This is a genomic window from Streptomyces sp. NPDC037401 (genome assembly GCF_055602345.1).
In genome coordinates this window covers 216677-235657 of the sequence record NZ_JBVJWO010000012.1, presented here as the reverse complement: position 1 = coordinate 235657, position 18981 = coordinate 216677, and the positions used below count along the sequence as shown (strand labels likewise).

General features: G+C 73.6%; 18 protein-coding genes. 5 read left to right on the top strand and 13 right to left on the bottom strand.

Annotation, left to right across the window (positions count from 1 at the left end; genetic code table 11):
• Both ACZ7H1_RS15570 and argC read right to left on the bottom strand, forming a co-directional pair.
• Positions 1–551 (bottom strand): bifunctional ornithine acetyltransferase/N-acetylglutamate synthase (locus tag ACZ7H1_RS15570; protein ID WP_470786989.1); only part of this gene is annotated, 551 nt, incomplete at its 3' end.
• Positions 552–639: 88 nt separating this feature from the next.
• Positions 640–1668: an N-acetyl-gamma-glutamyl-phosphate reductase gene (gene argC / locus ACZ7H1_RS15565; RefSeq protein ID WP_470786987.1), complete on the bottom strand. Its 1029-nt coding sequence runs from the start codon at positions 1666–1668 to the stop codon at positions 640–642.
• A gap of 154 nt (positions 1669–1822) precedes the next feature.
• Between argC and ACZ7H1_RS15560 the strand changes: the two genes are divergently transcribed.
• Positions 1823–2455 carry a TetR/AcrR family transcriptional regulator gene (locus tag ACZ7H1_RS15560; RefSeq protein ID WP_470786986.1) on the top strand — a complete coding sequence of 211 codons (633 nt, stop codon included), beginning with the start codon at positions 1823–1825 and terminating at the stop codon, positions 2453–2455.
• The gene (locus ACZ7H1_RS15555; RefSeq protein ID WP_470786985.1) at positions 2430–3014 is read left to right on the top strand and encodes a dihydrofolate reductase family protein; all 585 of its coding nucleotides are present in this window, start codon (positions 2430–2432) and stop codon (positions 3012–3014) included. The genes ACZ7H1_RS15560 and ACZ7H1_RS15555 overlap by 26 nt, the downstream gene beginning before the upstream one ends.
• Here ACZ7H1_RS15555 and ACZ7H1_RS15550 read toward each other — a convergent pair.
• The 3 genes from ACZ7H1_RS15550 to ACZ7H1_RS15540 form a co-directional block, all read right to left on the bottom strand.
• Complete coding sequence (locus ACZ7H1_RS15550; RefSeq protein ID WP_470786984.1) at positions 2999–3775, bottom strand: N-acetyltransferase; 777 nt, start codon at positions 3773–3775, stop codon at positions 2999–3001. The two genes, ACZ7H1_RS15555 and ACZ7H1_RS15550, sit on opposite strands and share 16 nt — an antisense overlap.
• A 61-nt stretch (positions 3776–3836) precedes the next feature.
• Positions 3837–4412 carry a histidine phosphatase family protein gene (locus ACZ7H1_RS15545; RefSeq protein WP_470786983.1) on the bottom strand — a complete coding sequence of 192 codons (576 nt, stop codon included), beginning with the start codon at positions 4410–4412 and terminating at the stop codon, positions 3837–3839.
• A gap of 31 nt (positions 4413–4443) precedes the next feature.
• Positions 4444–5886, bottom strand: coding sequence for an aminotransferase-like domain-containing protein (locus ACZ7H1_RS15540; RefSeq protein WP_470786982.1), 1443 nt, complete (start codon positions 5884–5886; stop codon positions 4444–4446).
• Between ACZ7H1_RS15540 and ACZ7H1_RS15535 the strand changes: the two genes are divergently transcribed.
• Positions 5885–6805 carry a DMT family transporter gene (locus tag ACZ7H1_RS15535; protein WP_470786980.1) on the top strand — a complete coding sequence of 307 codons (921 nt, stop codon included), beginning with the start codon at positions 5885–5887 and terminating at the stop codon, positions 6803–6805. The two genes, ACZ7H1_RS15540 and ACZ7H1_RS15535, sit on opposite strands and share 2 nt — an antisense overlap.
• Before the next feature lie 60 nt (positions 6806–6865).
• On the top strand, positions 6866–7063 hold the full coding sequence (locus ACZ7H1_RS15530; RefSeq protein WP_470786979.1) for a DUF1918 domain-containing protein: 198 nt from the start codon (positions 6866–6868) through the stop codon (positions 7061–7063).
• Here ACZ7H1_RS15530 and ACZ7H1_RS15525 read toward each other — a convergent pair whose 3' ends face one another.
• Entirely contained in the window at positions 7064–8341 is a 1278-nt protein-coding gene (locus ACZ7H1_RS15525) for a glycoside hydrolase family 10-like protein (RefSeq protein WP_470786977.1), read from the bottom strand. It lies immediately after the preceding gene.
• 173 nt (positions 8342–8514) lie between these two features.
• Here ACZ7H1_RS15525 and ACZ7H1_RS15520 point away from each other — a divergent pair, with 173 nt between their 5' ends.
• The gene (locus tag ACZ7H1_RS15520; protein ID WP_470786976.1) at positions 8515–9387 is read left to right on the top strand and encodes a 3-hydroxybutyryl-CoA dehydrogenase; all 873 of its coding nucleotides are present in this window, start codon (positions 8515–8517) and stop codon (positions 9385–9387) included.
• A gap of 15 nt (positions 9388–9402) precedes the next feature.
• Here the strand turns inward: ACZ7H1_RS15520 and ACZ7H1_RS15515 are convergent, their stop codons facing one another.
• The 7 genes from ACZ7H1_RS15515 to ACZ7H1_RS15485 form a co-directional block, all read right to left on the bottom strand.
• Positions 9403–9933 (bottom strand): NUDIX hydrolase, encoded by a 531-nt coding sequence (locus ACZ7H1_RS15515; RefSeq protein WP_470786974.1) that lies wholly within the window; start codon positions 9931–9933, stop codon positions 9403–9405.
• A 52-nt stretch (positions 9934–9985) separates the two neighbouring features.
• Complete coding sequence (locus ACZ7H1_RS15510) at positions 9986–11326, bottom strand: transcriptional regulator (RefSeq protein WP_470786972.1); 1341 nt, start codon at positions 11324–11326, stop codon at positions 9986–9988.
• A gap of 284 nt (positions 11327–11610) precedes the next feature.
• Positions 11611–12714 carry a PP2C family protein-serine/threonine phosphatase gene (locus tag ACZ7H1_RS15505; protein ID WP_470787008.1) on the bottom strand — a complete coding sequence of 368 codons (1104 nt, stop codon included), beginning with the start codon at positions 12712–12714 and terminating at the stop codon, positions 11611–11613.
• A 232-nt stretch (positions 12715–12946) separates the two neighbouring features.
• Complete coding sequence (pheT, locus tag ACZ7H1_RS15500; protein WP_470786970.1) at positions 12947–15475, bottom strand: phenylalanine--tRNA ligase subunit beta; 2529 nt, start codon at positions 15473–15475, stop codon at positions 12947–12949.
• A complete protein-coding gene (gene pheS, locus ACZ7H1_RS15495) occupies positions 15475–16602 on the bottom strand; it encodes a phenylalanine--tRNA ligase subunit alpha (RefSeq protein WP_470786969.1) in 1128 nt (375 codons plus the stop codon). The genes pheT and pheS overlap by 1 nt, the downstream gene beginning before the upstream one ends.
• A 166-nt stretch (positions 16603–16768) precedes the next feature.
• Positions 16769–17944 carry a sensor histidine kinase gene (locus tag ACZ7H1_RS15490; protein ID WP_470786968.1) on the bottom strand — a complete coding sequence of 392 codons (1176 nt, stop codon included), beginning with the start codon at positions 17942–17944 and terminating at the stop codon, positions 16769–16771.
• Between the two features lie 55 nt (positions 17945–17999).
• The gene (locus ACZ7H1_RS15485) at positions 18000–18857 is read right to left on the bottom strand and encodes a TrmH family RNA methyltransferase (protein ID WP_470786966.1); all 858 of its coding nucleotides are present in this window, start codon (positions 18855–18857) and stop codon (positions 18000–18002) included.
• Positions 18858–18981 lie beyond the last annotated feature (124 nt).

Here is an 18981-nt window from a genome sequence, read left to right as displayed (position 1 = left end):
ACCAGCATCGTGGCCAGGCCCGGCGCGAGCATGCCCGCGCCCTTGGCCATCCCGCCGACCGTCCAGCCCTCGCGCGTCACCACGGCCGTCTTGTGGACGGTGTCGGTGGTCTTGATGGCGATGGCGGCGTCCTCGCCGCCGTCGGCCGTCAGGGCCGCGGCGGCCTGCTCGACGCCCGGCAGCAGTTTGTCCATCGGGAGCAGCACGCCGATCAGGCCGGTGGAGGCCACGGCGACCTCGCCGGCGTTGTGCTCGCCGCCGAGGACCTCGGCGACCTTCTCGGCGGTGGCGTGGGTGTCCTGGAAGCCCTTCGGCCCGGTGCAGGCGTTCGCGCCGCCGGAGTTGAGGACGACGGCGGAGACGGTGCCGCCGCGCAGGACCTGCTCGGTCCAGTGCACCGGGGCCGCCTTGACCCGGTTGGAGGTGAAGACGCCCGCGGCCGACAGCCTCGGCCCGTTGTTGACCACGAGGGCCAGGTCCGGGTTGCCGTTCTCCTTGATGCCGACCGCGACGCCGGCGGCGGTGAATCCCTGAGCAGCGGTGACGCTCACTGCATCTCCTTCTTCGCTTCTCCGCCCGCGCGGCGCGCCGGCACGGCCATCATCGTCGTCTGCAGCCCGGTGGCCGCGCGTGCGACGCTCACGGTGCGACTCCGATCGTGGAAAGTCCGAGGCTCTCGGGGAAGCCGAGGGCGATGTTCATGCTCTGCACCGCCCCGCCGGCGGTGCCCTTGGTCAGATTGTCGATGGCGCTGACCGCGATGATCCGCTGCGCCGCCTCGTCGTGGGCGACCTGGACCTGAACGGCGTTGGAACCGTAGACCGACGCCGTCGACGGCCAGCGGCCCTCCGGGAGCAGGTGGACGAACGGCTCGTCCGCGAAGGCCTTCTCGTACGCGGCGCGCAGCGACTCGGCCGTGGTCCCGGGCACGGCCTTGGCCGAGCAGGTGGCGAGGATGCCGCGGGGCATGGGGACGAGGTTCGGCGTGAACGACACCGAAACGCGCTGCCCGGCCAGCGGGGACAGGTTCTGCACCATCTCGGGGGTGTGCCGGTGGCCGCCGCCGACGCCGTACGGGGTGACGGAGCCCATCACCTCGGAGCCGAGCAGGTGCGGCTTGAGGGCCTTCCCCGCGCCGGAGGTGCCGGTGGCGGCGACGATCACCGCTTCCGGCTCGGCCAGGCCTTGCGCGTACGCCGGGAAGAGCGCGAGGGAGACGGCGGTGGGGAAGCAGCCGGGTACGGCGACGCGCTTGGCGCCCTCCAGCGCGGCGCGGCCGCCCGGGAGTTCGGGGAGTCCGTACGGCCAGGTGCCCGCGTGCGGGGACCCGTAGAATTCCTCCCAGTCGGCGGCGTCCTTCAGCCGGAAGTCGGCGCCCATGTCCACGACGAGGGTGTCGTCGCCCAGTTGTTCGGCGACGGCGGCGGACTGGCCGTGGGGCAGGGCGAGGAAGACCACGTCGTGTCCGGCCAGCACGTCCGGCGTGGTGGCGTCCAGGACCCGGTCGGCGAGCGGGAGCAGATGCGGCTGGAGCGCACCGAACCGCTGCCCTGCGTTGGAAGCGCCGGTCAGGGCACCGATTTCGACCTCGGGGTGCGCGAGCAGCAGGCGCAGCAGCTCCCCGCCCGCGTATCCGCTCGCTCCGGCCACCGCAACTCGTACCACCATCGGACCCTCCTCCTTGGGGGCATGACTATACGTAACGCTGCACGTTTATGCAAAGTCCTTCCGGGTCGCGGGCGCCGGCGCATGGTGTAATAAATGAACGGGCATTTATTAATGCCCGTTCGACGAAGACGACGAGGACGAGGGAGGACAGCCGATGGCCGGGCGTCCCCGGAGCGTGGACGATGCGGAGATCCTGCGGGCCGCCGTGGCGGTGATGGGCCGCGCGGGGCCCGCGAAGCTGACCCTGGCGCTGGTCGCGCGGGAAGCGGGCCTGGTGCCGGGCACGCTCGTACAGCGGTTCGGATCCAAGCGCGGACTGCTCCTCGCACTGGCGGAACACAGCGCCCAAGACACGGGGACACTCTACGAGCAGGTGCGCGCCTCGCACACCTCCCCCCTCGCGGCCCTCGGCGCGCTGCTGACCGGGCTCTCCGAGCCGCTGGACACCCCCGAGTCCTTCGCCCACCACCTGGCGTTCCTCTGCGCGGACCTCGGCGATCCGGAGTTCCGCGAGGTCGCCCTCGACGCACAGCGCCGGCAGGGCGGGCTGATCGCACGGCTGCTGGCGCAGGCCCTGGACGCGGGCGAACTGCTGCCGGACACGGAGACCGGCCCGCTCACCGCCGCCGTACAGGCCGCCGTGGCGGGCAGCGGGCTCCTGTGGGCCGTGGACCGCGAGGACACCCTCGCCCGCCGCCAGTGCGCCGCCCTCGACCACGTCCTCGCCCCGTACCGCACCGAACCGACCCGGGAGGCATCCGGTGACCACCCCCACCCCCACCACTGACGAGCGGCCCGCACGGCACTTCCGGGCCCACGGGTACCTGGGAGCCAGCCTCGACGGGTACATCGCCCGACCCGACGGCAGCCTGGACTGGCTCGAAGAGCGCGGCGCCGAGGCCGGGGACACCGGCTACGAGGCCTTCATCGCGGGCATCGACACCCTGGTCATGGGCCGCAACACCTACGAGAAGGTGCTCACCTTCGGCTTCTGGCCGTACGACGGCCTGCGCGTGCTGGTCCTGAGCACCCGGCCCGCTCCCCCGGACCCGCGCGTCACCGTCCTGCCCGGCCTGGCCCCCCTCCTGGCGCACCTGGAGGCGGTCGGGGCGCGGAACGTCTACGTGGACGGCGGGCAGGTCGTGCAGTCCTTCCTGCGCGAGGGCCTGCTCGACGAGCTCACCGTGACGACCGCTCCGGTCCTGATCGGCGAGGGGATCCCGCTCTTCGGGCCGCTGGACGGGGACGTGGGGCTCACCCACCGCACGACGAGGACCCTGGGAGCGGGATCGGCGGGATTCGTGCAGACGACGTACGACGTGGCGGGGGCTCAGCCCAGGCCGTGACGGACCCACACGTTGGGCTCGACGTAGACGGCGTAGCCCTGGTCCGGTTCGCACCGGACCGGGACCAGGGCGCCCGGGACGGTGACCGGGCCGGCGGTGTCGAAGGGCAGGCCGGTCCAGGCCCGCCACTCGTCGAGGCCGCCCGAGATGGTCATCGAGGCCGGGGCGACCTTGTCGATGACGCCGCCGGCGCGGACGTGGACCCGCAGCCACGGGTCGTACGGCAGGCCGTCCTCGCGGGTGCGGAAGGCGTACTCGTCGATGAGGGCGTCGGGTTCGGCGTGCTTGAGGTTGGGGCGGACAGGGGCGACGACCTCGGAGAAGCCGCGGGAGCGGGCGTTGTCGCGCATCGCGGCCAGCATCCGGCCGGAGAGCCCGGTGCCCTGGCGCCCGGTGGCGACGGTGATCTCGATCGCGCTGACGGTGTCGGGCGCGACGCCGTGGCGCAGGTCGGAGAAGGCCCACAGGAATATCTGGTCCCAGCCGCGGGCGGGGAGTTCGCCGCGGCCCGGCCGGTGCAGCGCGAACGGCAGGCTGAAGGCGCGGGCGACCACCTCGTCAGCTTCGGTGCCGTCGGTGCCCGCGGTGGCCACGAGCACGTACTCGGGCAGCTCGGCGACGATCCGGCCGTACAGCAGCCAGCCCAGCGGGTCCTGGAGCGAGAACTCCGGCCAGCTGTCCTTCATGTCCCAGAGCCGGGAGGCCAGTTCGGGCCGCTCGGCCAGGGTGGTGATGTGCACGTCGGCAGAAGTGTCGTCCATGATCGCAGACTAGGCGGCGGCCGCCGTCGGCCTCAATGCATTTACGCGCGGTCCGGCCCGCTCAGGCGGGCGCCTGGAGGGACAGGTGCCAGCGGCCGGCCCAGCCGTGGAGGGTGACGGCGGCCAGCGGGCGCACGTCGACGTTCCAGTAGGTCAGCGGGGGCGCCTGGAGCGCGTAGACCAGGGCCGCGCGGACCACGGAGGGTTCGGCGACGGCCACGATCGCTCCGCCGTCGTCGGCGGGCCGGGTGTCGAGCCAGCCGCCGATCCTGGTGATGAAGGCCAGCAGGGACTCGCCGCCGTGCGGGGCGGACCGCGGGTCGGCCAGCCAGGCGTCGACGGCTTCGGGTTCGCGCGCCGCGACCTCCGCCAGGGTCAGCCCCCGCCAGCGCCCCATGTCGCACTCGCGCAGCGCGGGCTGGGCGATCGGGGCGTAGCCGAGGGCCTGCCCGGTGGCCCTGCTGCGGGGTGTGGGCGAGCAGTAGCGGAGCTCTGCCGCACCCAGGGCCACCAGCCCGCGCGCCGCGTGCTCCACCGTCTGCCAGCCGGTCCGGTCGAGCGGCCGGTCGTCGTCGAAGCGCTCGGCGAGCAGTGGGGAACTGCGCGCTGCGGCGACGAGCGAGACCCGAACATGCATGCGGCGATGGTGAGCCGCCTCACGCACCTGGTCAAGCGTCAGTGCGCAGCAGATGCGCGCAGGCCGACAGCCGGCGCACGGCGTCGGTGAGTTCGGCGGACCCCGACACCCCGGCGAAGCTCAGGCGGATGTGCGGCGCCGGCGGCTCGGCGCTGAAGAACGGGCGGCCCGGCCCCACCGCCACCCCCTCGCGCAGGGCGGCCGCGACGAAGCCGGCCTCGTCGGTGCCGTCGGGCAGCCGGGCCCACAACTGGTACCCGCCGCCCGGGAGGTGGGGCAGCCTCAGGGCCGGCAGGCGCAGGGCCAGCTCCCGGGCGAGGACGTCGCGGCGGTGCCCCAGCTCGGCTCCGACGGTCCGCAGGTGCCGGGCCCAGGCGGGTGCGCCCACCAGTTCCAGGGCGGTCTCCTGGAGCGGCCGCGGTACGAAGAAGCTGTCGACGACCTGGATGGCCCGCAGCCGCTCCAGCACCGGCCCGCGGGCGGCGAGCGCGCCCACCCGCAGGCTGGGCGAGGTGGCCTTGGTGAGCGAGCGGACGTGCACGACGACCCCGTCCGGGTCGTCGGCCGCCAGCGGGACGGGCAGGGTGACGCCGTCGTCGTGGCCGAGGTGGCGGGCGAAGTCGTCCTCGACGACGAAGGCCCCGGCGGCGCGGGCGATCCGGCGCACCTCGGCGCGCCGGGCCTCGGAGAGCACCGATCCGGTGGGGTTCTGGAAGAGCGGCTGGCAGATGAACACGCGGGCGCCGGTGGCCTCGAAGGCCGCTTCGAGCAGTTCGGTGCGCACCCCCTGCGCGTCCACCGGTACGGGCACGGGCCGCAGTCCGGAGGCGCGGGCGATGGCGAGCATCCCCGGGTAGGTCGGGGACTCGACGAGTACGGGGGCCCCGGGCGGGGCCACGGCCCGCAGGGCGGTGGTCAGGGCGCTCTGGCCGCCCGCCGTGACCAGGACGTCGGCGGCGGTGACCTGTCCGCCGATCGCGCGGGCGAACCAGTCGCGCAGCTCGGGCAGGCCGTCGACGGGCGGGCGGGTCCAGGCGCCGGGCCGGCGTCCGGCGCGCGCGAGGGCGGCGGCCATCGCCCGCTCGGGCTGCAGGGACGGGTGCAGGTAGCCGCCGTTGAGCTCGCTCACCCCGGCGGGAGGCACCGCCAGCGAGACCAGGACCCCGGAGGCGTCCACGGAGCGCGGCACGGACTCGCCGGCGGGCTCGGCGCTGAGGGTGACCTCCTGCCAGGAGGTATCGCCCGCCACGGCGGCCTCGGTGCGGGGCCGGGCCCGGAAGGCGCCCGCGCCGGGCCGGGTCACGACGAGGCCTTCGGCGGCCAGCTGGGCGAGTACCCGGGTCACGGTCACCGGACTGACCCGGAAGCGCTCGACGAGCACCCGGCTCGACGGCAGCTTTCCACCTACTGGATAGCGGTTCAGTTCAGAGCGCAGGAACTCCGTCAGTTCTGCCCCACTGCTACGCTCGTTCATGAGAGCACAGAATAGCGCTACCGCCTCTTCGCCGATAGCGGTCCCGGCCCGGGAGACCCGGGGAGCGGGCTCCGGCCGCGGGACCGCGTACGCCGCGCTCGGCGTCGCCGCCTTCTCCACGACCTTCCCCTCCACCGCCTGGGGCCTGGAGAGCTTCGGCCCCTGGTCGCTGGTCGCCCTGCGCGCCACGCTGGCCGCCACGGTCGCGGTCGCCCTCCTGCTCGCCCTGCGCGTGCCGCTGCCGCACCGTGCCCACTGGGCGGGGCTCGCCGTGGTCGCGGGCGGGGTCGTGGCCGGCTTCCCGATCCTGACCACCCTGGCGCTCCGGACGTCGACCACCTCGCACGCGGCCGTGATCGTGGGCCTGCTGCCGCTGACGACCGCGGCGTTCGCGGCCGTGCGCACCGGGGTCCGGCCCTCACGCACCTTCTGGGCCGCGGCGCTCGCCGGGGCCGCCGTCGTCGTCGGCTTCACCCTCGGCCAGAACGGCGGCTCCCTCGCGCCGGGCGACGGCTACCTGTTCGTCGCCCTGCTCGTCTGCGCCGCCGCCTACGTCGAAGGCGGCCGGCTGGCCCGGCTGATGCCGGGCTGGCAGGTGATGGGGTGGGCCCTGGTGCTGTGCCTGCCCGTCGCCCTGACCGGGGCCGCGCTGGGCCTCGCGTACGAGCCCGTGCACCTGACCTGGCACGGGGTGACGGGCCTGGTGTGGGTGGCGGTGGGCTCGACCTTCTGCGGCGGGTACGTCTGGTACCGCGGGATCGCCTCGATCGGCCCCGCCCGGGCCAGTCAGCTCCAGCTCGCCCAGCCGCTCCTGACCCTCGTGTGGTCGGTGGCACTGCTGGGCGAGCAACTGTCCCCCGCCGTCCCGCTCGCAGCCGTCGGCGTACTGCTCTGCATCGCGGTGACCCAGCGGGCTTAAATACGACGAACCGCCGTAAACTGCTGTCACCGGAACACTCCGCCCCCAGGGAGGTCAGCAATGCGCGCGACCGAAGGCGACCAGCTGGTGCAGCACGGCAGAGTCGTGGGACAGCACGACAAGGTGGGCGAGATCACGCAGGTGCTGGGCGACAACGGCACCCCTCCCTACCGCGTGCGCTTCGAGGACGGCCACGAGGCAGTGATGTCCCCGGGCCCCGACTGCGTCGTACGACACCCCGCGGAGCCCGGACACTGATCAGCGCGGCGGCACTGCCGCCGGGTAGTGGTCGGCCACGACCCGGGCCATCGCTCCGTTGGGATCCGCGGCCACCTGCTTCGCGGAGAAGAACACGTGGCCGCGGACCTCGGCGTGCCGGGCCGCCAGCGTGAGATGCCGGGACAGCTCGTCGGTACGGCGCCAGGCGGCGGTGGAGCTGTTCGCGTCACACCGGTAGAGCGCCTCGCCGACGTACAGGTCGACGCCGGTGTCACGGACGGTCTGCGCCCACCAGGGCACCAGCGTGGCGTAGTCGGCGGACTTGTACCCGATGTGCCAGTAGAGCTGCGGCACGACGTAGTCGATCCAGCGCTCCCGGACCCAGCGCCGGGTGTCGGCGTACAGGTCGTCGTACGTCGCCAGGCTGGTGGTGTCGGAGCCCCGCGGGTCCGCCGACTTGGTGCGCCACACGCCGAACGGGCTGATCCCGAACCGGGTGCCGGGACGCACCGCCGCGATCCGCTCGGACATCTCGCGCACCAGCGTGTCGGTGTTGTGGCGCCGCCAGGCGGCCCGGGAGGCGAAGTCCCCGCCGTGTTCCTCGTAGGCGGCGTCGTCGTCGAAGTACTCCCCGTCGACCGGGTACGGGTAGAAGTAGTCGTCCCAGTGCACGGCGTCGACCGGATAGCGGGCGACCGCGTCGAGCATCGCGTCCTGCACGAAGCGCCGCACCTCCGGCAGCCCCGGGTTGTAGTAGAGCTTCCCGCCGTAGGGGACCGTCCACGAGGGGTTCTCGCGCGCCGGGTGCGAGGACGCCAGCCGGCCGGGATCGTCGTGGTTGTTGGCCACCCGGTACGGGTTGAACCACGCGTGCAGCTCCAGCCCCCGCGCATGGGCCTCGGTCACCGCCGTGCCGAGCGGGTCCCAGCCCGGGTCGGCGCCCTGCACGCCGGTCAGCCACTGCGACCACGGCTCGAAGGACGACGGCCACATGGCGTCGGCGCTGGGGCGCACCTGGAGCACCACGGCGTTGAGCCTGCGCTCCACGGCGGTGTCCAGCAGCCCGACGAGCTCCGCGCGCTGGCGCTCCGCGCTCAGTCCCGACCGCGAGGGCCAGTCGACGTTCTGCACGCTGGCCACCCACATGCCGCGGAACTCCGGTCCGGGGCCCCGCTCCCGGCCCGTCGGCCCGGCCGCGGCCGCCGCCGTCCCGGCGCCCGTTCCCACCACTGCGATGCCCGTACCCGCCGCCGTCACGGCACCGGCCAGGGCACCCGCCGCCCCTGCCAGCAGCCCCCTGCGCCCGATGTGCGCCATGTGACACTCCCGTCTCACTGAGTGACGAAGATCCGTACGCGCCCAGCATGCCCGCCCCGGCCCCGCGGACCGTGCAGGGTCGGGAGTAACGTCGGGGGGCGTGGCGGGCGCCGGAATGCAGTTATCACTGACACACGGGGGACCTGCCGGCGGATGACCACGAAAGGCACGATGTGACTGACCTCCCTACCGACATCAAGCGCGTCGGCGTAGTGGGCTGTGGCCAGATGGGCGCGGGCATCGCCGAGGTGTGCGCCCGCAGTGGTCTTGAGGTCAAGGTCGCCGAGACCACCGGCGAGGCCCTGGAGATCGGGCGGACCCGGCTGCACAACTCCCTGACCAAGGCCGCCGAACGCGGCAAGATCAGCGAGGAGGAGCGGGACGCGACCCTGGCCCGCCTGAGCTTCACCACCGACCTCGGCGAGTTCGCCGACCGCGACCTCGTCATCGAGGCGGTCGTGGAGAACGAGCAGATCAAGACCGAGATCTTCCAGGTCCTCGACCAGGTGGTCACCCGGCAGGACGCGATCCTCGCCTCGAACACCTCTTCCATCCCGCTGGTGAAGCTGGCCGTCGCGACCTCGCGTCCGGACCAGGTCATCGGCATCCACTTCTTCAACCCGGCGCCGGTGCAGAAGCTCGTCGAGCTGATCCCCGCACTGACCACCTCCGAGGAGACGGTCAAGCGCGCCGACGCCCTGGTGCGGGACGTGCTCGGCAAGCACGCCATCCGCGCCCAGGACCGCTCCGGCTTCGTCGTGAACGCGCTGCTCATCCCGTACCTGCTGTCGGCGATCCGGATGTTCGAGTCCGGGATCGCGAGCCGCGAGGACATCGACAACGGCATGGAGCTCGGCTGCGCCCACCCGATGGGTCCGCTCAAGCTCGCGGACCTCATCGGCCTGGACACCGTCGCCTCGGTCGCCGACAGCATGTACGCCGAGTTCAAGGAGCCGCTGTACGCCGCTCCCCCGCTGCTCCAGCGGATGGTCGACGCGGGCCGCCTCGGCCGCAAGACGGGATCGGGCTTCTACCCGTACGGGTGATCCCCCGGGGCCGTCTCAGCCCAGCCGGAGATGGTGCAGCAGCAGGAGACCGGCCGCCATGTTGGCGGCCGGCACCTCGCCGCGCGCGATCATGTCCGGCACGAGCTTGAGCGGCACCCACTCGCGGCGTGAGGATTCGAAGTCGTCCTGCGGGTGGCCGACGTAGGTGGCGCCGTCCGCCCAGTAGAGGTGGTGGCGGGCGTCGGTCAGGCCGTTGGACGGCTCGACCGTCATCAGGTGGTGGAGCGGGCCGGGGCGCCAGCCCGACTCCTCCTCCATCTCGCGGGCCGCGGCCCCGGCGATGTCCTCGCCGTCCTCGACCACCCCCGCGGGCAGCTCCCAGCCCCAGCTGTCCGTGATGAACCGGTGCCGCCACAGCAGCAGGACCTCGTTGGACTCGTTGACCGCCGTCGCCACGGCGACCGGCCGCATCCGGATCAGGAAGTGGTCCAGGTGCCGGCCGTCCGGCAGGGCGACATCGGCGAGATTCACCCGGAACCAGTGGTTCTTGTACACAGTCTGCTCACTCAGGTTCGTCCACTGCACGGTTGTGCCACCTTCCCTTCGAGTGGGTGGCAACATGGCAGCAGCTGCCAGGTCACAGGGGAACGCGCAGCGCCCCGTCGATGAGCTCGGCCGTCTCCTGCGCGCCGGTACAGCCGCTGGTCAGGAGCCGTTCCCGGACCGTGCGCAGCCGCTCCCGCAGCCGGTGCGACTCCATCCCCCGTGCCCGCTCGGCCATTTCGGCCGCGGCCGCCACGGCCGGCTCCGCCTCCCCCTGGCGCAGCTGGATCTCGCACAGCATGGCCAGCCGGTGCACCCGTCCCCGGTCGTGGGCGGGAGTGCCGACCGCCGCGACCGCCTGCTCGTACGCCCCGCCCAGGTCCCCCAGGCTGAGCAGCGCCTCCGCCACCTGCACGTTGACCAGCCCCGGCTGCACGTACCCGGTCTCGTCCGGCTCGGTGCCCGGACGGATCCGCTCGGCCGCCGCCTCGGCCCGCCGGATGCAGGCCAGCGCCCCCGGGGTGTCGCCGAGCCGGGCGAACGCCTTGGCCTGCATCGCGTACAGGTCGGCGGCCAGCGCCGGGGTGGTGTGGCGGTCGGCGGCCCGCAGCGCGGCCTCCGCGAAGGCCACCGCCTGCCGGTGCTCCCGCAGGTGGAGGGACTGGTTGACGAGCAGCGCGATGACGTACGCGCCCAGCCCCCGGTCCCCGCTGGCCTTCGCCAGCCGCAGCGCCTGGTGGAAGTAGCGCTGCGCGAGCCCGTGGGCGTCCGAGTCGTACGCACAGATGCCCGCGACCGCCACCAGCGAGCCCGCGGCCCGGTGCAGCCGGCGGCCCAGGTCGTCGGAGTAGCTGCCGCGCAGCAGCGGGGCGGTCTCGCTGCCGAGGAAGCGCACGATCCGGGCCCGGGTCGCCATCCCCCCGGCCCGCCGGTACATGAGTTCGTAGTGCATGCGGGCGGCCCGCAGGATCTCGACGTGCTCGGGGCCGACCCGGACGGGGCCGGACCGGGAGACGTCGCCGTCCTCGGGCGGGTTCTCCCACTCCCACACGGGGATGACGGCCGGCGTGCCCGTCACGGCCGCGGCCGACAGCAGCGGGAGGCGGCCCTGTTCGTCCGAGCGCCACAGGGCGGTCGCGCGGTCCACGAAGCCGCTCAGCGGCGAGCCCTGCGGGTCGGCGGGGGCACCCGGGATGCCGAGGCCGACGTCGTCGAGGCTCAGCGTGCGCTTCAGCCTGCGCGCCAGCACCTCGCAGATCAGGTCGGGCACCTGGCCGCGCGGCCGCTGCCCCTTCAACCAGCGGGCCACGGCGGTGTGTTCGTACCGCAGCGCCAACCCCCGGGTGCGGCCGGCCTGGTTGACGTGCGCGGCGAGGCCCGCGTGCGAGATGCCCGCCTCCGAGAGGAGGGCGTCGAGCAGGATGTTGGGCTGCATGGGCCCCTCCAAGGGCTCGTCGGACTCAGCGTAGTGCGCGGCGCGTTCACACGGGGTGTGAACCGTAAACGCGCATAAATGCGCTTCGCACCCTGCCGCGGGCAGCCCCGGGACCGGTTGACTGAAGCGCCTCGCCAAGAGGCAGCCCCGGGCCGTCGGCTCCCCCTCGTACAGTGCGACGGCCCGAACCCCGCGCCGCCCGCCCTGCCGTCTGCCCGACACTCCATGGCAGGGCGGGCGGCGCTCCCGCCGCCGCCTCGACGAGACTCCGCTCTCGGGACCTGTCAGGTCCCGTGCGGGGTCGCTGCCCGGCACACCGCCTGCCCGTGCGGTTGCGCGGGCAGCAGGCGGCGGTCGTTGCGCACCACCAGCAGGGCGACATCGTCGGCGAGTCGCCCGCTGGTGTGGCGTAGCAGCGCGGCGTGCACCCCGGCCACCAGGCCCGCGGGCGAGAGCGGAGCGGCAGCGCCCGCCGCCTCCGTCAGCGCGCCGCGCAGCGGGAAGTACCGCCCCGCCCGGTCCCGCGCGTCCTCCACGCCGTCCGTGTGCAGGAAGAGGGCCTCGCCGGGCAGCAGCCGCGCGCACAGCTGCGAGGGCAGTTCGGCGGGGAGCGGGAAGGCCCCCAGCGGCGGCAGCGGATCGCCTCCGACGAGCACCTCGGCGCTGCCCCGCGGCAGACCGGCAGCCGCCGTGCCGGGACGCGCGGCCGCGGCGCCACGCAGCCGGTACGGCCACGGGTGGCCGCAGTTGAGCGCCCGCAGTCGGCCGTCCCCCGCGATCTCCAGCAGCAGGACCGTCACGAACTCCTCGGCGACCGAGCTCTCCGGATCCGCGGAGCAGGCGGCCGGGTGCTCGGACCGCGCACGGTCCCGCAGGTGCCGCTGCAGGGCCCGCTCCATCCGGCGCAGCACGCCGGAGAGACTGCGCTCGTCGTACGCCGCCTCGCGGAAGCTGCCGAGGACGGCGGCCGCGGCGGCGAGGGCGGGCAGGCCGTGTCCGCGGACGTCCCCGATGACGACGCGCACGCCGTAGGGCGTGGCGACCGCTTCGTACAGGTCGCCGCCGACGGCCGCGCCCCGGCTCGCCGACAGCTGGGCCGCGGCGAACGCCAGCCCCTCCATCCGGGGCGGCAGCGGCCTCAGCAGGACCCGCTGGGCGGCCCCGGCGATCTCCTGCGTGCGCCGCAGCTCGCCGAGCAGGCACTGCCGGATGTACAGCGCGGCACCGGTGGCGAGCAGCAGGAAGGCGATGCAGGTCACCAGCCGCGCCGCCAGCGCGTCGGCAGCGGGCGTGCACAGCTGCCAGGAGACCGCCGCGCCTCCCCAGGTCAGCACGCACAGCCGGCGCAGCCGCGGCACCTCGTCGCGCGTGGCCCACCGCGCCCTCATGTGGTTCATGCCGACGGCCTCCCCGAAGGCTGTGCATCTGGTCGGGCCGGTGACTCTCTGTTCCCCCTCGGCCGGAACGATTGTGTCGATCGTCCGGTTCTGCTCACCGGGTTCACCGCACTTCTCACCCGAACGAGTGAGGGGCGCACCCGGTGTCCCGGGTACGCCCCTCACAGTCCGTGCACTAAGGCACCAAGGCACTGCGCACCTGCAGCACTGCGGCCGCGGGTGCTCAGGCTCCGCGCAGCACCGCTCCGGTGCGCTCGGCGGCGAGCGCGACGGCCGCGTCGCGGGCAGCCGTGGACTCCTCGGCCGTCAGCGTGCGGTCGGCGGCGCGGAAGCGCAGCGCGTACGCGAGCGACTTCTTGCCCTCGCCGACCTGCTCACCGGTGAACACGTCGAACAGCCGCAGCGATTCGAGCAGTTCGCCCGCGCCCTTGCGCAGCGCGGCCTCCACCGAGGAGGCGGGGACCGACGCGTCGACGATCAGCGCGACGTCCTGGGTCGCCACCGGGAAGGTGGAGATCCGGGGAGCCTGCAGCGCCTCGCCGCCGGCCGCCGCGAGGCGGTCGAGGTCCAGCTCCATCGCACTGGTGCGGGCCGGCAGGCCGAGGGCCTTGACCACGCGCGGGTGCAGCTCGCCGGCGTGGCCGACGACCTGCTCGACGCCGTCCAGGGAGACGAGGAGCTCCGCACAGCGGCCCGGGTGCCAGGGGCCGTACTGGCCCTGGCGGACCACCAGCTCGGCACCGGCCTCGCGGGCCAGCGAGCGCGCCGCCTCGACGGCGTCCGCCCACTCGGCCGGGCGGCCCTTGCCCCACCAGCCGGCCTGCTCGCGGGCCCCGGCCAGCACGACCGCGGCGTACCGCGGCTGCGCGGGCAGCGCGGCGTTGAGCGTGGCCACCTCTTCGTCGGTGGGACGGCGGTCGACGGGCAGCCGCACCGCGACGCCCGGCTGGGCGCCGGCGCGGAACACCAGACCGGTCTCGAAGAGCGCGAGGTCGTGGCTGCCGCGGCTGTCGTTGCGGCGCAGCGCGCCGAGCAGGCCCGGCAGCAGGGTGCTGCGCAGCGCCGGCTCCTCGTCGGAGAGCGGGTTGACCAGCTTGACGACCTGGCGGGAGGCGTCGTGCGCGGGGATCTGGAGCTGGTCGAAGACCTGCTCGCCGACGAACGGGTAGTTCAGCGCTTCGACGTACCCGGCGCCGGCCAGCGCGCGGCCGACCCGGCGGTGCAGCAGCTGCCGGCCGGTCAGGCCGCGGCCCGACGGCGGCTGCGGCAGGGTGGAGGGCAGGTTGGCGTAGCCCTCCAGCCGGATGACCTCTTCGGCGAGGTCGTTGGGCTCGCGCAGGTCGGGGCGCCACGAGGGCACGGTGACGACGAGCTCGTCCTGCCCGTACACGTCGCAGCCGACCTCCTGGAGGCGGCGTACGACGGTCTCGCGGCCGTAGTCCACGCCGGCGACCTTGTCCGGGTGGTTCGCCGGCATGGCGATGGTGTGCGGCGCGGACGGGGCGATCACCTCGGTGACGCCGGCCTCGGCGGTGCCGCCGGCGAGCAGCACCAGCAGGTCGACGGTCCGCTGGGCGGCCGCGGCGGCGGCCTGCGGGTCGACACCGCGCTCGAAGCGCTTGGACGCCTCGGAGGACAGCTTGTGGCGCCGGGCGGTGCGCGAGATCGACAGCGCGTCGAAGTGCGCGGCCTCGACGACGATGTCCGTGGTGCCCGTGACCAGGCCGGTCTCGGGGTCGGTCACCGGGTCGGCGATCTCGGTGTCGGCGCCGCCCATGACGCCGGCGAGGCCGATCGGGCCGCTGTTGTCGATGATCACCAGGTCTTCGGAGTCGAGCGTGCGCTTGACTCCGTCGAGGGTGGTGAACTTCTCGCCCTGCTCGGCACGGCGGACCCCGATGGGGCCGTCGATGCGGGAGCGGTCGTAGGCGTGCAGCGGCTGGCCGAGCTCCAGCATCACGTAGTTCGTGATGTCCACGGCCAGCGAGATCGGGCGCATGCCGGCCTTCTGGAGGCGGCGCTTGAGCCAGATCGGCGAGCGGGCGTCCGGGGACACGCCGGTCACGGTGCGGGCGGTGAAGCGGTCGCAGCCCTGCGGGTCGGCGACCTTGACCAGGTAGCCGTACGAGTTCGGGGCCGGGACGTCGAGCAGCGCCGGGTCGCGCAGCGGCAGCCCGTAGGCGGTGGCCGTCTCGCGGGCGACACCGCGCATCGAGAGGCAGTAGCCGCGGTCCGGGGTGACGGCGATGTCGAGGACCTCGTCGACGAGCTGGAGCAGCTCGATCGCGTCGGTGCCGACCTCGTGCTCGGGCGGCAGCACGATGATGCCGTGCGTGCCGTCGTCGCCCATGCCCAGCTCGTCGCCGGAGCAGATCATGCCGTGCGAGGTCCTGCCGTACGTCTTGCGCGAGGCGATCGCGAAGTCGCCGGGCAGCACCGCGCCGGGGAGGACCACGACGACCTTGTCGCCCACGGAGAAGTTCCGGGCGCCGCAGACGATCTCCTGCGGCTCGCCGGTGCCGTTGGCCCGGCCGACGTCGACCGTGCAGAAGCGGATCGGCTTGCGGAAGCCCTCGAGCTCCTCGATGGTCAGCACCTGGCCGACGACCAGGGGGCCCTTGAGGCCCGCGCCGAGCTGTTCGACGGTCTCGACCTCGAGACCGGCGTCGATGAGCTTGGCCTGTACGTCACGACCGGTCTCGCCCGCAGGCAGGTCGACGTACTCCCGCAGCCAAGAAAGCGGGACCCGCATCAGATCTCCATCCCGAACGGCCGGGTGAACCGGACGTCACCCTCGACCATGTCTCGCATGTCTTCGACGTTGTGGCGGAACATCAGCATCCGCTCGATGCCGAACCCGAAGGCGAACCCGCTGTACTTCTCGGGGTCCACACCGCAGGCGGTGAGCACCTTGGGGTTGACCATGCCGCAGCCGCCGAGCTCGATCCAGCCCTCGCTGGAGCAGGTGCGGCACGGCCGGTCGGGGTTGCCCACCGACTCGCCGCGGCACACGTAGCACTGCATGTCCATCTCGGCGGACGGCTCGGTGAACGGGAAGAAGTTCGGGCGCAGGCGCGTGGTCATGTCCGCACCGAAGAGCGCCTGGACCATGTGGTCCAGGGTGCCCTTGAGGTCGGCCATGGTCAGGCCCTCGTCGACGGCGAGCAGCTCGATCTGGTGGAAGACCGGGGTGTGCGTCGCGTCGAGCTCGTCGGTACGGAAGACCCGGCCCGGGCAGACGACGTAGACGGGCGGCTCGCGGTGCAGGAGCGTGCGGGCCTGCACCGGGGAGGTGTGGGTGCGCAGCACGACGCCGGACTCGTCGCCCTGGACGCCCTTGGGGCCCTGAACGAAGAACGTGTCCTGCATCTGGCGCGCCGGGTGGTCGGGCGTGAAGTTGAGGGCGTCGAAGTTGAACCACTCCGCCTCGACCTCGGGACCCTCGGCGACCTCGTACCCCATGGCCACGAAGATGTCCGCGATGCGGTCCATCAGCGTGGTCAGGGGGTGCCGGGCGCCGGCGGGGACGCGGTCGTACGGCAGCGTGACGTCCACCGCCTCCTCGACCAGCACGCGCTCGTCGCGCTCCGCTTCGAGCTCGACCGTGCGGGCCCCGAAGGCCTTGTTCACGGCGCCGCGGGCCTGTCCGACGCGCTTGCCCGCCTCGGCCTTGGCCTGGGGCGGCAGCGCGCCGATCTCGCGGTTGGCGAGGGCGAGGGGCGAGCGGTCGCCCATGTGCGCCGTCTTCGCCTCGCGCAGCGCGTCGAGGTCGCCTGCGTCGGCGAAGGCGGCGAGCGCCTCGTCCCGCATGCGCTCGATCTCTTCCGGTTTCAGTGCCTCGACCTCAACAGGGTCGTACGACTTGTTCGGTGCCGACATCTCTTCCCGTACTTCCGATGGGCTGGCTGGAGGTCCCCGCCCGGCCGTGGTCCTGGCGGACCGCGTCAGGCTCGTCACAGGGACGCAAAGGTGCCAAAGGACGAGTCTACGGGCCGCGCGGGGTGAAGGAGCCCGTGGGCCGCCTGGCGAGACTCTCGTGCGGTGGCTACGAGAGATAGGCCGGGGCGCCCACGGGCAGGGTAAATCGGAACTCTGCGCCGCCGCCGGGGCCGCGCCCGACCGTGATGGTGCCGCCGTGCGCCTCGACGATGCCCTTGACGATGTAGAGGCCCAGGCCGGTGCCGCCGCGCTTGCTCCCCCGCCAGAAGCGGGTGAAGACGCGGCCCATCGATTCCTCGGGGATGCCGGGGCCTTCGTCGGTCACGGTGACGGCCGTTCCCTTCACGGGGGTCTCTGCGTGCTGGATCAAGGCGGGTGCCACCTCGATGGTGACGGTTCCCTCGCCGTGGCGCACGGCATTTTCGAGCAGGTTGCCGAGGACCTGGTCGACCTTGTCGGGGTCGGCCCACAGGTCGGGCAGCGGGCGCCGGATCCGGACGAGGAACCGCTCGGGGGCCTGGCCGTTCGCCGTGAGCGCCTGGACGTGCCGGCCGACGGCGGTGGCGATGTCCACGGGCTGTCGGCGCAGCTCGAGGCGTCCGGAGTCGATCCGGGAGATGTCGAGCAGCTCGGCGATCAGGCGGGTGACGCGGTTGGCGTCGGCGTCGACGGTCTCCAGCATCAGGCGCTTCTGGTCGTCGGTGAACCGCTCCCACTTGGCCAGCAGGGTGGCGGTGAAGCCCTTGACGGAGGTCAGGGGCGAGCGGAGCTCGTGGGCGACCGTGGCGATCAGCTCGGCGTGGCTGCGCTCGGTGCGGCGCCGGGCCTCGGTGCCGCGCAGGGTCACCACGAGGCGGCGGACGGGCCCGGTGGGGTGGTCGCGGACGTAGCGGGCGGAGACCAGCACTTCGCGGCCGCCGGGGAGCAGCAGATTGCGCTCGGGCTGGCCGCGGCGGGTGGCCAGTCCCCCGTACGGGTCGGTCAGCGCCCACCAGCGGCGGCCGTCGAGGTCCTCGAGGGGCAGGGCGCTCTCGATGCGGGCGCCGAGAGCGTCGCCGGGAGCGACGGCCGTGATCCGCGCGGCGGCCCGGTTGAAGCAGACGACGTGTCCGGTGTGGTCGGCGACGACGAGCCCGTCGGGGAGCTCGTCGGGGTCGACCGTGCCCAGTGCCGCGAAGGCAGCGGCCGTGGCCGCTGCGGGCACGGGCTGCGCGGGAACGGCCCCGGCGAGCTCCCCGACGGGCTCGTGCACCTGCGGCGAGCTGTTCGTACCGACGGTCATGTCCCCGTACCCCACATCTCCGAGTAGCGCAGTGGGCCCCCGGGCCGCCACATTACTAGCTGGGGGTCACGGAGCGGCACCCTCCGGGCGCCCGCTGTGCACGCGCGGAGGCGTACAGGCACACCGCGGCCGCGGTGGCCAGGTTGAGGCTCTCGGCCTTGCCGTGGATGGGGACGCGCACGACGGCGTCGGCCAGGGCCCGGGTCTCCTCCGGCAGACCCCAGGCCTCGTTGCCGAACACCCAGGCCGTGGGCCCGCCCATGGTGCCCGCGTCGAGCTCGGCGTCCAGGTCGTCGGTGCCCGCTCCGTCGGCGGCGAGGATGCGCACGCCGGCGGCGCGCAGCCCGGCCACGGCCTGCTCGACGGGGACGCCCACGGCCACCGGCAGGTGGAAGAGGGAGCCCACGGAGGCGCGTACGGACTTGGGGTTGTACAGGTCCACGGAGGCGTCGGTGAGGATCACGGCGTCGGCGCCGGCGGCGTCGGCGCAGCGCAGCACGGTGCCGGCGTTCCCGGGGTCGCGCACGTGCGCGAGGACGGCGACGAGCTTGGGCCGGGCGGCGAGGACGTCCTCGAAGGACGTGTCGAGGAAGCGGCAGACGCCGACCAGGCCCTGCGGGGTGACGGTCTGGGAGACCTCGGCGAGCACCTCGTCGGAGGCGTAGTGGACCCGGGCGCCCGTGGCCCGCGCCGCGTCGACGATGCCGGCGTACCGTTCGGCGGCCTCGACGGTCGCGAACAGCTCGATCAGGGTCGCGCCCTCGTCCCCGCGGTGCTCGACGGCCTCGCGGACGGCCTGCGGGCCCTCGGCGATGAAGCGGCGCTCCTTGGTGCGGAAGTTGCGGCGGGCCAGTCGCCTGGCTGCGGCCACCCGGGGCGAACGGGGGGAGATCGGCTCGGCGGGGGTGGACATGGTTCGGCGGCTCGCTTCCGTACGTACAGCGGGTACAGCGGGGTGCTCAACGCACCGGACCCGCAGGCTCTGGGCCTGCGGGTCCGGGCTTCAGCTCAGGGGAGCTGAGAAGGTCGGTGCCTGG